This window comes from Citrobacter youngae (genome assembly GCF_003818115.1).
GTDB lineage: Bacteria > Pseudomonadota > Gammaproteobacteria > Enterobacterales > Enterobacteriaceae > Citrobacter > Citrobacter youngae.
The window spans coordinates 72,771-85,723 of the sequence record NZ_RPOI01000035.1 but is presented as its reverse complement, the minus strand read 5'-3'; the positions used below and the strand labels follow the sequence as shown (position 1 = coordinate 85,723).

Genomic DNA, 12,953 nt, shown 5'->3' with positions numbered 1-12,953 from the left:
TAACCTTACAACGCCGAAGATGTTTTGGCGAGGAGACATCAGATTCAGCTTGATTACAGATGACATCAGAACGCAGAAGCGGTCTGATAAACAGAATTTGCCTGGCGGCTGTAGCGCGGTGGTCCCACCTGACCCCATGCCGAACTCAGAAGTGAAACGCCGTAGCGCCGATGGTAGTGTGGGGTCTCCCCATGCGAGAGTAGGGAACTGCCAGGCATCAAATTGCAGTAAACCGGGATGAATAATCCGGGTAGTGACAAAGAAATTCGGTGGAGCGGTAGTTCAGTTGGTTAGAATACCTGCCTGTCACGCAGGGGGTCGCGGGTTCGAGTCCCGTCCGTTCCGCCACTTATTAGAAAATTAAGCCTGCTTAGTAGCAGGCTTAATGATAAGAAAATTTAGGGGCGTAGCTCAGTTGGTAGAGCACCGGTCTCCAAAACCGGGTGTCGCGAGTTCGAGTCTCTCCGCCCCTGCCAGAAACAATCCTTAGCATCCTTGCTAAGGATTTTTTTTTACCTGAACATCATATTCTGGATCTTCCAGTTCATTTTTTCCCGGCATCCTTGCCAGCGTTTTCATTAATCTTCCAAAATATTTGTTTTCAGCAGATCGCGAATAAGTGCATGTTTGTCGCTATTTTGCAGCCAAACCGCATATAACGGACGTGAAAGAGTCGCACTGTCAGTAACTGTATGAAGATCGCTTTTGGTTCTGGCCCAACTGACGGGAAGCCAACTAAACCCTTTAATTACAGAAAGTTGCTGTCTTGCCAGTTCTGCAGAACTGGTGGTAAGTACCGGCACTTCATCTCCAGCAATCAATCCCGCTTCGTGCTGCTGAAAATCCGGTCCCCATTCCAGGCGTAGGTAATTCAGTTCATCTTTGGTTTGCGATGGAGAGCTACAATAGAGCGCCAGCGTGAAATATCCCAACAGTTGGCTGCTAAATTCGTCCATTTTTGGGGTTTCGGTCGTAATTAACAGATCCAGCTGTCGTTCATGGAGCTGCTTTACTAGCGACTGGCGCTGAGCGATCCTCGCTTCAAACTGCAGGCTGGATTGTGGCTCCTGAGATTGGTATAAACGCCGCAACCAGTCATTGAGCATGCATTCCCAAAGGGATGCACTGGCACCGATCGAAAACTCGTTGTGCCGTGAGGTATTCGCGACCTCCTTACGTGCTGCTTGCCATGTATTCATCAGCGTTTCAGCGTAAGGCAATAATTTTTCACCTGCAGCGGTCAAACGAATATTGTTTCTGTGTCGGGTGAACAGGTTCACACCCAGTTGATTTTCCAGTTGTCTGATCCGAAAACTCACCGCTGACTGGGTCAGGTAGAGCGCTTCAGCTGCCCGACCAAAGTGGCGTGTCCGGCTAACTTCCAGGAAAGTTTTTAACAATTCCGTATCCACAACGCGCTCCATAAAATTATTTGTCGTGATGATTTAAATCTTTTGTTTGACGCTCTGTCAAGCGTAACTAATACTCCGCGCCATAAATAGCTCGGCCAAAGAATTAGGAGCGTGCAGGATGGCGGAAAGCTTTACGACGACTAATCGATATTTCGACAATAAATATTACCCCCGTGGATTCTCCCGTCATGGTGATTTCACCATTAAAGAGGCACAGCTGCTTGAGCGTCATGGCTATGCCTTCAACGAGCTGGATCTGGGTAAACGTGAGCCAGTAACAGAAGAAGAAAAATTGTTTGTTGCGGTATGCCGTGGTGAACGTGAGCCAGTTACCGAAGCTGAACGCGTGTGGTCTAAATACATGACGCGCATTAAGCGTCCAAAACGCTTCCACACGCTGTCTGGTGGGAAACCTCAGGTGGAAGGTGCAGAAGACTACACCGAATCTGATGATTAATAAAAAAAGGGCGTAAGCCCTTTTTTTATGTCAGTAATTTCTGCAGGTGAATTAATAACCTGTCTATCGCCCGATAAGCAACGGCCTCCTGCAAGTGCTGGCGGGTGATATGGTCGCACTGTTCAATATCTGCAATGGTACGTGCGACTTTTATCAGGCGTAGCCAGGCGCGGATGGACAATCCAAGACGAGCTAACGTGTCCTCAAGCCAGTGCGCATCATCGCTGCGCAGTACACAGTATTTATGGATATCCTGGCTGTCCAGATACGCATTTAACTTATTTTGCCGCCGATACTGACGCTCTCGTGCGGCGATGACGCGTTGCTTCACCGTTGCGCTATCTTCACCTTTCACTACGCTCTGGCTGAGTATGCCGGGTGGCGGTAAGGGAATTTCGAGGGAGAGGTCAAAGCGGTCAAGAAATGGACCTGATAATCGATTGAGGTAGCGCAGAGTCTGTTCTGGGGTACAGCGGTTATGATTCCCCTGATAATGGCCTGTCGGGCTTGGATTCATTGCAGCAATGAGTTGAAAGCGCGCGGGATAGGTTATTTTTGCTCTGGTACGGGATAGATGTATCTGCCCGGACTCAATGGGTTCGCGCAGTGCATCCAGCGTGCGTCGCTCAAACTCAGGTAATTCATCCAGAAATAATATACCGTTATGTGCCAGGGAGATCTCGCCTGGCGCAGGAATAGAGCCTCCACCGACCATTGCGGTTAATGAAGCACTATGATGGGGAGAACGAAAAGGGCGTTGCTTCCACTGTTTTTGTATCGTATCGGAATTAACCAGACTGAGGATCGCTGCACTTTCCAGCGCCTCATCGTTGCTAAGTGGAGGAAGCAGTCCTCTGAGACGGCTGGCCAGCATGGTCTTGCCCGTACCAGGCGGGCCGATAAACAGGAGGTTGTGACCACCAGCGGCGGTGATCTCCAGCCCTCGTTTACCCTGTTCCTGACCGATAACATCGCTGAGATCCTCTGGTGAAGGTTCGGCGGTAAAGTCTGCAGATTGCGGTTTGTCTAAATCATGCTTTCCTTCCAGGAATGCGCATACCGCCTGCAGGTGATCGGCAATCAGGCACCCTTCGCCGTGTATTAGACCAACCTCTGCGGCATTCTCTTTAGCGACAATGATTCGCCGGCCTGCACGAATCGCTTCGGTTGCGCTTGATATAGCGCCTGGAACGCCGCGTAAAGCGCCTGTAAGCGCTAATTCGCCTACCAGCTCATAGGTATCGAGATTATGGGGTGTAAGCTGCTCAGAAGCGACCAGAAGCGCAACAGCGATAGGTAAATCATATCGCCCCCCTTCTTTGGGGAGGTCAGCCGGAGCCAGGTTGATGGTTATCTTCCTGGCCGGGAATTCATACCCGCTATTAATAATTGCACTGCGTACCCGATCGCGAGCCTCTTTCACTGTCGTTTCAGGTAACCCCACCATGGTTAAACCAGGCAGGCCATTACTAATATGTACCTCGATGGTAATGGCTGGTGCATTCACGCCGAGGGCGGCGCGTGTGTGAACAATCGATAGTGACATAACCCCTCCTGATGGGAATATTATGTCGCAATAGATATCAGCAAGATTCTGCATAATTGATGTTTTTAGACGCTTATTCCTGTGTTTTTGTGTAATCAGGAATTGCTTGCCCCATGTCTGGAATCTCGCTCGCAAATGCGTATAAGTGTGCCGAGGAAAGAGATCGCAGGTGGTGCTGATGCGCTGAAACGTGAAATATTTTCATTTTATATTTTTTGTATAAAAAACAACGATATTTATCTAAACCGTTAACGGCGTCAGAAAAATGAAAACAAAAATATCTTGTGCTATTCGCAAATTCTATGGTAACTCTTTAGGTATTCCTTCGAACAAGATGCAAGAAAATACAAAAATGACAGCCCTTCTACGAGTGATTAGCCTGGTCGTGATTAGCGTGGTGGTGATTATTATCCCACCGTGCGGGGCTGCACTTGGACGAGGAAAGGCTTAGAAAACAAGCCTTAACGAACTAAGACCCCCGCACCGAAAGGTCCGGGGGTTTTTTTTGACCTTAAAAACTTAAACGAGGAGCAGAAAGTGAACGACAGCATAAAATTCTGTTTCTCAAGATTTACGACGGGGATGTAACTATGAATGGGGCACAGTGGGTGGTACATGCGTTGCGTGCACAAGGGGTTCAAACCGTCTTTGGTTATCCCGGTGGCGCAATTATGCCGGTTTACGATGCATTGTATGACGGCGGCGTAGAGCACCTGTTGTGCCGACACGAGCAGGGTGCGGCGATGGCGGCGATTGGTTATGCCCGTGCAACGGGTAAAACCGGTGTTTGTATCGCCACTTCCGGTCCTGGTGCTACCAACCTGATCACCGGACTTGCCGATGCGTTGTTAGATTCTGTTCCAGTGGTCGCGATCACCGGCCAGGTGGCATCACCTTTCATCGGAACGGATGCGTTCCAGGAAGTGGACGTGCTTGGTATGTCGCTGTCCTGCACCAAACACAGCTTCCTGGTGCAGTCACTGGAAGAGCTGCCGCGCATCATGGCTGAGGCCTTCGCCGTGGCGAATTCCGGTCGCCCGGGTCCGGTTCTGGTGGATATCCCGAAAGATATCCAATTAGCCAGCGGTACGCTGGAGCCGTATTTTACGACCGTCGAAAACGTTGAGGCTTTTCCGCATGCTGACGTTGAGCAGGCGCGTAACATGCTGGCGCAGGCGCAGAAACCCATTCTGTACGTTGGTGGCGGCGTAGGTATGGCACAGGCGGTTCCGGCCCTGCGTGAGTTTATTGCGCTTACTCAAATGCCTGTCGCTTGCACGCTGAAAGGTCTGGGCGCAGTAGATGCTGACTACCCCTACTATTTGGGCATGTTGGGAATGCACGGGACTAAAGCGGCAAATTTCGCGGTGCAAGAGTGTGATTTACTGATTGCAGTTGGCGCGCGTTTTGATGACCGGGTGACTGGTAAGCTGAATACTTTCGCACCGAACGCCAGCGTGATCCACATGGATATCGACCCGGCAGAAATGAACAAACTGCGCCAGGCGCATGTGGCCCTGCAGGGCGATTTAAATTCGCTGCTGCCGGCATTACAGCAGACGTTGAAGATTGACGAATGGCGTCAGCACAGTGCAGAACTGCGAGCAGAGCATACCTGGCGCTACGACCATCCGGGTGAGGCCATCTATGCACCGTTGTTGTTAAAACAACTGTCGGACCGTAAACCAGCGGATAGCGTTGTTACGACGGATGTTGGCCAGCATCAGATGTGGTCTGCACAGCATATGACCTATACCCGCCCGGAAAATTTCATCACCTCGAGCGGCTTGGGTACGATGGGCTTTGGTTTACCTGCCGCGGTTGGCGCACAGGTTGCTCGCCCGAACGATACGGTAATCTGTATCTCCGGTGACGGTTCCTTCATGATGAATGTACAGGAACTCGGCACCGTAAAACGCAAGCAGTTGCCGCTGAAGATAGTTTTACTCGACAACCAGCGGTTAGGCATGGTGCGACAATGGCAGCAGTTGTTTTTCCTGGAACGTTATAGCGAAACCACCCTTACCGATAACCCCGATTTCCTCATGTTGGCCAGCGCCTTCGGCATACCTGGTCAGCACATCACCCGTAAAGACCAGGTTGAAGCGGCACTCGACACCATGCTGAACAGCGAGGGGCCATACCTGCTTCATGTCTCAATCGACGAACTTGAGAATGTCTGGCCTCTGGTACCGCCAGGTGCCAGTAACTCAGAAATGCTGGAGAAATTATCATGATGCAACATCAGGTCGCCGTTGAGGCTCGTTTCAATCCGGAAACGTTAGAACGTGTTTTACGCGTGGTACGCCATCGTGGTTTTCAGGTGTGCTCCATGAATATGGAAGCCGCCAGCGATGCGCAGAATATAAATATCGAATTGACCGTTGCCAGCCCCCGGTCGGTCGACTTACTGTTTAGTCAGTTAAGTAAACTGGTGGACGTTGCACATGTTGCCATCTGCCAGAGCACAACCACATCACAACAAATCCGCGCCTGAGCGCAAAAGGAAGAAAAATGACGACGAAAAAAGCTGATTACATTTGGTCTAATGGCGAGATGATTCGTTGGGAAGACGCGAAGGTTCACGTGATGTCCCACGCGCTGCACTACGGTACTTCTGTATTTGAAGGCATCCGTTGCTACGATTCTCACAAAGGGCCGGTGGTGTTCCGTCATCGCGAACATATGCAGCGTCTGCGTGATTCAGCCAAGATCTATCGTTTTCCGGTTTCTCAGAGCGTTGATGAGCTGATGGAAGCTTGCCGTGAGGTGATTCGTAAAAACAATCTGACCAGCGCCTATATCCGTCCGCTGGTGTTTGTTGGCGACGTGGGGATGGGCGTTAACCCGCCAGCGGGTTACACCACCGACGTGATTATCGCCGCGTTCCCGTGGGGGGCTTACCTCGGTGCTGAAGCGCTGGAACAGGGGATCGATGCGATGGTTTCTTCCTGGAACCGCGTTGCGCCAAACACTATCCCTACCGCTGCTAAGGCTGGTGGTAACTATCTGTCTTCGCTGCTGGTGGGTAGCGAAGCGCGTCGTCATGGTTACCAGGAAGGTATTGCGCTGGATGTGAATGGTTACATCTCTGAAGGCGCGGGTGAAAACCTGTTTGAAGTAAAAGACGGCATTCTGTTTACCCCGCCGTTTACCTCCTCCGCGCTGCCAGGTATCACCCGTGACGCAATCATTAAGCTGGCGAAAGATCTCGATATCGAAGTGCGTGAGCAGGTGCTGTCCCGTGAATCGCTGTACCTGGCCGACGAAGTGTTTATGTCCGGTACTGCGGCCGAAATCACGCCCGTACGCAGCGTCGATGGTATTCAGGTGGGCGAAGGCCGCTGCGGCCCTGTCACCAAACGCATCCAGCAGGCCTTCTTTGGCCTCTTCACCGGTGAAACGGAAGATAAATACGGCTGGTTAGATCAGGTTAATCAATAAACATAAATTTGGGACGGCACGCACCGTCCCAATTATTAGACAGACGGGAGTTAATCAAGCATGCCTAAGTATCGTTCTGCTACCACCACCCACGGCCGTAATATGGCGGGTGCCCGCGCACTGTGGCGCGCCACCGGGATGACCGATGATGACTTCGGTAAACCGATTATCGCTGTGGTGAACTCCTTTACCCAGTTTGTGCCGGGCCATGTCCATCTGCGCGATCTCGGTAAGCTGGTTGCCGAACAAATCGAAGCCTCTGGCGGCGTAGCGAAAGAGTTCAACACCATTGCTGTGGATGATGGTATCGCGATGGGCCACGGGGGCATGCTGTATTCACTGCCGTCACGCGAGCTGATCGCTGACTCCGTTGAGTACATGGTTAACGCCCACTGCGCCGATGCGATGGTCTGCATCTCCAACTGCGACAAAATCACCCCGGGGATGTTAATGGCCTCCCTGCGTCTGAACATTCCGGTGATCTTTGTTTCTGGTGGCCCGATGGAAGCCGGGAAAACCAAGCTCTCTGACCAAATCATCAAGCTCGATCTGGTTGATGCAATGATTCAGGGCGCGGACCCGAAAGTCTCTGACTCACAAAGCGAACAGGTTGAGCGTTCCGCCTGCCCGACCTGCGGCTCATGCTCCGGGATGTTCACCGCAAACTCGATGAACTGTCTGACCGAAGCGCTGGGTTTATCGCAGCCGGGTAACGGTTCGCTGCTGGCGACTCACGCCGACCGTAAAACGCTGTTCCTTAACGCGGGTAAACGCATCGTTGAGCTGACTAAACGCTACTATGAGCAGGATGATGCTTCTGCGCTGCCGCGCAACATTGCCAGCAAGGCGGCGTTTGAGAATGCCATGACGCTGGATATCGCCATGGGCGGCTCCACCAACACCGTTCTGCACCTGCTGGCGGCGGCGCAGGAAGCGGAAATCGACTTCACAATGAGTGATATCGACAAGCTGTCCCGCAAAGTCCCACAGCTGTGTAAAGTGGCGCCGAGCACGCAGAAATACCATATGGAAGATGTGCACCGCGCAGGCGGCGTATTGGGTATTTTAGGCGAACTGGATCGTGCCGGACTGCTGAACCGCGACGTGAAAAACGTGCTGGGGCTGACGCTGCCGCAAACGCTCGATCGGTATGACGTGATGCTGACCAAAGATGACGCGGTGAAAAAGATGTTCCGCGCTGGCCCGGCGGGCATCCGTACCACTCAGGCGTTCTCGCAGGACTGCCGCTGGGACACGCTGGATGACGATCGCGCCGAAGGCTGTATCCGTTCTCTGGAACATGCTTACAGCAAAGATGGCGGTCTGGCAGTCCTGTACGGTAACTTCGCGGAAAACGGCTGTATTGTGAAAACCGCAGGTGTGGATGACAGCATCCTGAAATTTACCGGCCCGGCGAAAGTGTACGAAAGCCAGGATGACGCGGTTGAGGCGATCCTTGGCGGCAAAGTGGTGGCGGGCGACGTGGTGGTGATTCGCTACGAAGGGCCGAAAGGCGGGCCAGGTATGCAGGAAATGCTCTACCCAACCACCTTCCTGAAATCGATGGGGCTCGGCAAGGCCTGTGCGCTGATAACAGATGGCCGTTTCTCCGGCGGCACATCCGGCCTGTCTATCGGCCACGTTTCCCCGGAAGCGGCCAGCGGCGGTAATATCGCGATTATCGAAGATGGCGACATGATTGCTATCGATATCCCGAATCGTGGTATTCAACTGCAGTTGAGCGATGCGGAAATCGCGGCACGCCGCGAAGCACAGGAAGCACGCGGTGACAAAGCCTGGACGCCTAAAGATCGTCAGCGTCAGGTCTCCTTTGCGCTGCGCGCCTACGCCAGTCTGGCAACCAGCGCCGACAAAGGCGCGGTGCGCGATAAGTCGAAACTCGGGGGATAATGACCATGGCGGATTCACAACCTCTATCTGGTGCTCCTGAGGGCGCCGAGTATCTCAGAGCGGTATTGCGTGCGCCGGTCTACGAAGCGGCGCAGGTAACGCCGCTACAAAAAATGGACAAGCTCTCTTCGCGCCTCGATAACGTAATTCTGGTCAAGCGCGAAGACCGTCAACCCGTTCATAGCTTCAAGCTGCGCGGAGCCTACGCCATGATGGCGGGCCTGACCGAAGAGCAAAAAGCGCATGGGGTCATCACCGCATCGGCGGGTAATCACGCCCAGGGCGTCGCGTTCTCTTCTGCACGACTAGGCGTGAAGGCACTGATTGTCATGCCAACGGCCACCGCCGATATCAAAGTCGATGCCGTGCGTGGCTTCGGCGGAGAAGTGCTGCTGCATGGCGCGAATTTTGATGAAGCCAAAGCCAAAGCGATTGAGCTATCGCAGCAGCAGGGTTTTACCTGGGTTCCGCCGTTCGATCATCCGATGGTGATTGCCGGGCAGGGTACGCTGGCGCTGGAGTTACTGCAGCAGGATGCTCACCTCGACCGTGTTTTTGTCCCGGTGGGCGGCGGCGGTCTGGCGGCGGGCGTGGCGGTGTTGATCAAACAGCTGATGCCGCAGATCAAAGTGATCGCCGTTGAAGCTGAAGATTCCGCCTGCCTTAAAGCGGCGCTGGATGCCGGTCATCCGGTTGATCTCCCGCGCGTCGGTCTTTTTGCTGAAGGCGTGGCGGTCAAACGCATTGGTGATGAAACCTTCCGTCTGTGCCAGGAATACCTCGACGACATTATCACCGTTGATAGCGATGCTATTTGCGCAGCGATGAAAGACCTGTTTGAAGATGTGCGAGCCGTGGCTGAGCCATCGGGCGCGCTGGCGCTGGCGGGAATGAAAAAATACATCGCCCAGCACAATATTCGCGGTGAGCGGCTGGCGCATGTTCTTTCCGGCGCTAACGTTAATTTCCACGGCCTGCGCTACGTTTCCGAACGTTGCGAGTTAGGGGAGCAGCGCGAAGCCTTACTGGCAGTAACCATTCCGGAAGAAAAGGGCAGCTTCCTGAAATTCTGCCAACTGCTGGGTGGGCGCTCGGTTACTGAGTTTAACTACCGTTTTGCTGATGCCAAAGATGCCTGCATTTTTGTCGGCGTACGCCTGAGTCGAGGTCTGGAAGAACGTAAAGAAATCCTCCAGTTGCTTAGCGACGGCGGCTACAGCGTAGTGGATTTGTCCGACGACGAAATGGCGAAGCTGCACGTGCGCTATATGGTCGGTGGACGTCCGTCGAAACCCTTACAGGAGCGACTGTTCAGCTTCGAATTCCCGGAATCGCCGGGGGCGCTGCTGAAGTTTCTGCATACTCTGGGGACGCACTGGAATATTTCATTGTTCCACTATCGCAGTCATGGAACTGACTACGGCCGTGTTCTGGCAGCATTTGAACTGGGTGAACATGAACCTGATTTCGAAACGCGACTAAATGAACTGGGCTATGACTGTCATGATGAAACACATAACCCCGCGTTTCATTTTTTTCTCGCGGGGTAATGTTTGGGGAGCCTGACTCTCTGCCGGTTAAGGTGCTTGCGCCGCCGTTCGGCGGCTAGTGATTTGGCAATATCTTCCAGAAAGCATCAATAAGCGGCTCATGCAGCCGCTTTTTTTGTGCGCATACGCCCAGCTCGAACGGTGTTTTTTCGTCGCTACGTTCCAGAATCATCACGCGGTTACGTACCGGCTCCGGGCTATTCTCCAGCACCACTTCTGGCAACAATGCTACGCCGCAGCCCAGCGCCACCATCGACACCATCGCCTCGTGGCCGCCCACGGTGGCGTAAATCGACGGGTTGCTGATTTTATTGCGCCGGAACCACAGCTCAATGCGGCGGCGCACCGGCCCCTGGTCGGCCATGATAAACGGCACCGTTGACCAGTCTGGCTCATCCACCGAAATCTGGTTGCGCACCGGGCAGGGCAGTGCTGGCGCTATCAATACCACAGCCAGATTCTCCAGCATGGAAAAGGCCACCGCGCCGGGCAGTGTCTCGGGCTTACCGGCAATTGCCAGATCGGCCTCGCCGGTGACGACTTTTTCCATTGCATCGGCCGCGTCACCGGTGGTGAGCTTGATTTCCACCGACGGATGCTCGGCGCGGAAGCGGTCGAGGATCGGTGGTAAATGGCTGTAGGCGGCAGTCACTGAGCAGAAGATATGCAGTTCACCGGACAACGACGGTCCTTGTTGATCAATGGTATGGCGTAATTGCTGATACTGCAGCAGCGTCTGCTGGGCAAACACGCGCAGCTCCTCACCGGCTTCGGTGAGCGTCACCGTGCGGTTATCGCGGACAAACAGCGGCTGGCCGAGGTCTTCTTCGAGACGCTGAATTTGCCTGGAGAGCGTGGAGGGGCTGACGTGCATCGCCCGCGCGCTGCGGCCAAAATGGCGGCTTTCCGCCAGATGCAGGAAGGTTTTCAGATCGCGTAAATCCACAGACGAATCTCCGGTTTTCGACGTTGCATAAATTGCAATGTGACGTTGTGAATATATCAATTTCCGCAATAAATTTCCTGTCATATAGTGGGTTCATTCTCGCAAAAGCGAACCGAATAATAAGCACCACAACACAACATTACGGAGTACACCATCATGGCTAACTACTTTAATACACTGAATCTGCGTCAGCAGCTGGCTCAGCTGGGCAAATGTCGCTTCATGGGCCGCGAAGAATTCGCCGACGGCGCAAGCTACCTTCAGGGTAAAAAAGTGGTCATCGTCGGCTGTGGCGCTCAGGGTCTGAACCAGGGCCTGAACATGCGTGACTCCGGTCTGGATATTTCCTACGCACTGCGCAAAGAAGCGATCGCTGAGAAACGTGCTTCGTGGCGTAAAGCGACCGAAAACGGCTTCAAAGTAGGTACCTACGAAGAACTGATCCCGCAGGCTGACCTGGTAGTTAACCTGACGCCAGACAAACAGCACTCGGACGTTGTGCGTTCCGTACAGCCGCTGATGAAAGACGGCGCGGCGCTGGGTTACTCCCACGGTTTCAATATCGTCGAAGTGGGCGAGCAGATCCGTAAAGACATCACCGTTGTGATGGTGGCACCGAAGTGCCCGGGTACCGAAGTGCGTGAAGAGTACAAACGTGGTTTCGGCGTACCGACGCTGATCGCCGTCCACCCGGAAAACGACCCGAAAGGCGAAGGCATGGCGATCGCTAAAGCCTGGGCTGCGGCAACCGGCGGTCACCGTGCTGGCGTACTGGAATCCTCCTTTGTTGCAGAAGTGAAATCTGACCTGATGGGCGAGCAGACTATTCTGTGCGGTATGCTGCAGGCGGGCTCTCTGCTGTGCTTCGACAAGCTGGTGGAAGAAGGTACTGACCCGGCTTATGCGGAAAAACTGATTCAGTTCGGCTGGGAAACCATCACCGAAGCGCTGAAGCAGGGCGGTATCACGCTGATGATGGACCGTCTGTCTAACCCGGCAAAACTGCGCGCTTATGCGCTGTCCGAACAGCTGAAAGAGATCATGGCACCGCTGTTCCAGAAACACATGGACGACATCATTTCCGGTGAATTCTCCTCCGGCATGATGGCTGACTGGGCCAACGACGATAAGAAACTGCTGACCTGGCGTGAAGAGACCGGCAAAACCGCGTTCGAAACCGCCCCGCAGTATGAAGGCAAAATCGGCGAGCAGGAGTACTTCGATAAAGGCGTTCTGATGATTGCGATGGTGAAAGCGGGCGTTGAGCTGGCGTTCGAAACCATGGTTGATTCTGGCATCATCGAAGAGTCTGCTTACTACGAATCACTGCACGAACTGCCGCTGATCGCGAACACCATCGCGCGTAAGCGTCTGTACGAAATGAACGTGGTTATCTCCGATACCGCAGAATACGGTAACTACCTGTTCTCTTACGCTTGCGTACCGCTGCTGAAAGAGTTCATGACCACTCTGCAGACCGGCGATCTGGGCAAAGCGATTGCTGAGGGTGCGGTAGATAACGCGCAGCTGCGTGATGTGAACGAAGCGATTCGCGGCCACGCTATCGAGCAGGTTGGTAAGAAACTGCGTGGTTATATGACGGATATGAAGCGTATTGCGGTAGCGGGTTAAATAGATTGTCGGGTGGTGCTAGCGCTTACCCGACCTACAATTTAGCCAAGAATGT

12 protein-coding genes, 2 tRNA genes and 1 rRNA gene are annotated in these 12,953 nt (G+C 53.5%); 12 read left to right on the top strand and 3 right to left on the bottom strand.

Features of this window, described 5'->3' with window-relative positions; genetic code table 11:
* Window positions 1–100: 100 nt before the first annotated feature.
* The 3 genes from rrf (at window position 101) to EHN13_RS22760 (ending at window position 476) form a co-directional block, all read left to right on the top strand.
* Window positions 101–216 (top strand): 5S ribosomal RNA (gene rrf, locus EHN13_RS22770).
* A 55-nt stretch (window positions 217–271) separates the two neighbouring features.
* Window positions 272–348 (top strand) — tRNA-Asp (locus EHN13_RS22765).
* Window positions 349–400: 52 nt separating this feature from the next.
* A tRNA-Trp gene (locus EHN13_RS22760) sits at window positions 401–476 on the top strand.
* Window positions 477–578: 102 nt separating this feature from the next.
* On the opposite strand, the gene hdfR is transcribed toward EHN13_RS22760, so the two are convergent.
* The gene (hdfR, locus tag EHN13_RS22755) at window positions 579–1,424 is read right to left on the bottom strand and encodes an HTH-type transcriptional regulator HdfR (protein ID WP_101743119.1); all 846 of its coding nucleotides are present in this window, start codon (window positions 1,422–1,424) and stop codon (window positions 579–581) included.
* Between the two features lie 106 nt (window positions 1,425–1,530).
* Between hdfR and maoP the strand changes: the two genes are divergently transcribed.
* Complete coding sequence (maoP, locus tag EHN13_RS22750) at window positions 1,531–1,869, top strand: macrodomain Ori organization protein MaoP (protein ID WP_003018025.1); 339 nt, start codon at window positions 1,531–1,533, stop codon at window positions 1,867–1,869.
* Window positions 1,870–1,894: 25 nt separating this feature from the next.
* Here the strand turns inward: maoP and EHN13_RS22745 are convergent, their stop codons facing one another.
* Window positions 1,895–3,415, bottom strand: coding sequence for a YifB family Mg chelatase-like AAA ATPase (locus EHN13_RS22745; protein ID WP_124022126.1), 1,521 nt, complete (start codon window positions 3,413–3,415; stop codon window positions 1,895–1,897).
* Between the two features lie 352 nt (window positions 3,416–3,767).
* Between EHN13_RS22745 and ilvL the strand changes: the two genes are divergently transcribed.
* The 7 genes from ilvL (at window position 3,768) to ilvA (ending at window position 10,320) form a co-directional block, all read left to right on the top strand.
* Window positions 3,768–3,866, top strand: coding sequence for an ilv operon leader peptide (gene ilvL / locus EHN13_RS22740; RefSeq protein ID WP_001311244.1), 99 nt, complete (start codon window positions 3,768–3,770; stop codon window positions 3,864–3,866).
* 86 nt (window positions 3,867–3,952) lie between these two features.
* Window positions 3,953–4,003, top strand: coding sequence for a peptide IlvX (gene ilvX / locus EHN13_RS24160; RefSeq protein WP_197724107.1), 51 nt, complete (start codon window positions 3,953–3,955; stop codon window positions 4,001–4,003).
* Between the two features lie 2 nt (window positions 4,004–4,005).
* Window positions 4,006–5,652, top strand: coding sequence for an acetolactate synthase 2 catalytic subunit (ilvG, locus tag EHN13_RS22735; RefSeq protein WP_124022125.1), 1,647 nt, complete (start codon window positions 4,006–4,008; stop codon window positions 5,650–5,652).
* Window positions 5,649–5,912 carry an acetolactate synthase 2 small subunit gene (ilvM, locus tag EHN13_RS22730; protein WP_003018017.1) on the top strand — a complete coding sequence of 88 codons (264 nt, stop codon included), beginning with the start codon at window positions 5,649–5,651 and terminating at the stop codon, window positions 5,910–5,912. The genes ilvG and ilvM overlap by 4 nt, the downstream gene beginning before the upstream one ends.
* A gap of 17 nt (window positions 5,913–5,929) precedes the next feature.
* Window positions 5,930–6,859: a branched-chain amino acid transaminase gene (locus EHN13_RS22725; protein ID WP_003018014.1), complete on the top strand. Its 930-nt coding sequence runs from the start codon at window positions 5,930–5,932 to the stop codon at window positions 6,857–6,859.
* A gap of 60 nt (window positions 6,860–6,919) precedes the next feature.
* Window positions 6,920–8,770 (top strand): dihydroxy-acid dehydratase, encoded by a 1,851-nt coding sequence (ilvD, locus tag EHN13_RS22720; protein WP_003844609.1) that lies wholly within the window; start codon window positions 6,920–6,922, stop codon window positions 8,768–8,770.
* A gap of 5 nt (window positions 8,771–8,775) precedes the next feature.
* Window positions 8,776–10,320, top strand: coding sequence for a threonine ammonia-lyase, biosynthetic (ilvA, locus tag EHN13_RS22715; protein WP_124022124.1), 1,545 nt, complete (start codon window positions 8,776–8,778; stop codon window positions 10,318–10,320).
* Window positions 10,321–10,375: 55 nt separating this feature from the next.
* On the opposite strand, the gene ilvY is transcribed toward ilvA, so the two are convergent.
* Window positions 10,376–11,266: an HTH-type transcriptional activator IlvY gene (gene ilvY / locus EHN13_RS22710; protein WP_116361247.1), complete on the bottom strand. Its 891-nt coding sequence runs from the start codon at window positions 11,264–11,266 to the stop codon at window positions 10,376–10,378.
* A 156-nt stretch (window positions 11,267–11,422) separates the two neighbouring features.
* Here ilvY and ilvC point away from each other — a divergent pair, with 156 nt between their 5' ends.
* Window positions 11,423–12,898, top strand: coding sequence for a ketol-acid reductoisomerase (ilvC, locus tag EHN13_RS22705; protein WP_124022123.1), 1,476 nt, complete (start codon window positions 11,423–11,425; stop codon window positions 12,896–12,898).
* Window positions 12,899–12,953: the final 55 nt, after the last annotated feature.

Coding starts and splice junctions, on each gene's coding strand:
- hdfR (WP_101743119.1), bottom strand. CDS start 1,424: ATGGAGCGCGTTGTGGATACGGAATTGTTAAAAACTTTCCTGGAAGTT.
- maoP (WP_003018025.1), top strand. CDS start 1,531: ATGGCGGAAAGCTTTACGACGACTAATCGATATTTCGACAATAAATAT.
- EHN13_RS22745 (WP_124022126.1), bottom strand. CDS start 3,415: ATGTCACTATCGATTGTTCACACACGCGCCGCCCTCGGCGTGAATGCA.
- ilvL (WP_001311244.1), top strand. CDS start 3,768: ATGACAGCCCTTCTACGAGTGATTAGCCTGGTCGTGATTAGCGTGGTG.
- ilvG (WP_124022125.1), top strand. CDS start 4,006: ATGAATGGGGCACAGTGGGTGGTACATGCGTTGCGTGCACAAGGGGTT.
- ilvM (WP_003018017.1), top strand. CDS start 5,649: ATGATGCAACATCAGGTCGCCGTTGAGGCTCGTTTCAATCCGGAAACG.
- EHN13_RS22725 (WP_003018014.1), top strand. CDS start 5,930: ATGACGACGAAAAAAGCTGATTACATTTGGTCTAATGGCGAGATGATT.
- ilvD (WP_003844609.1), top strand. CDS start 6,920: ATGCCTAAGTATCGTTCTGCTACCACCACCCACGGCCGTAATATGGCG.
- ilvA (WP_124022124.1), top strand. CDS start 8,776: ATGGCGGATTCACAACCTCTATCTGGTGCTCCTGAGGGCGCCGAGTAT.
- ilvC (WP_124022123.1), top strand. CDS start 11,423: ATGGCTAACTACTTTAATACACTGAATCTGCGTCAGCAGCTGGCTCAG.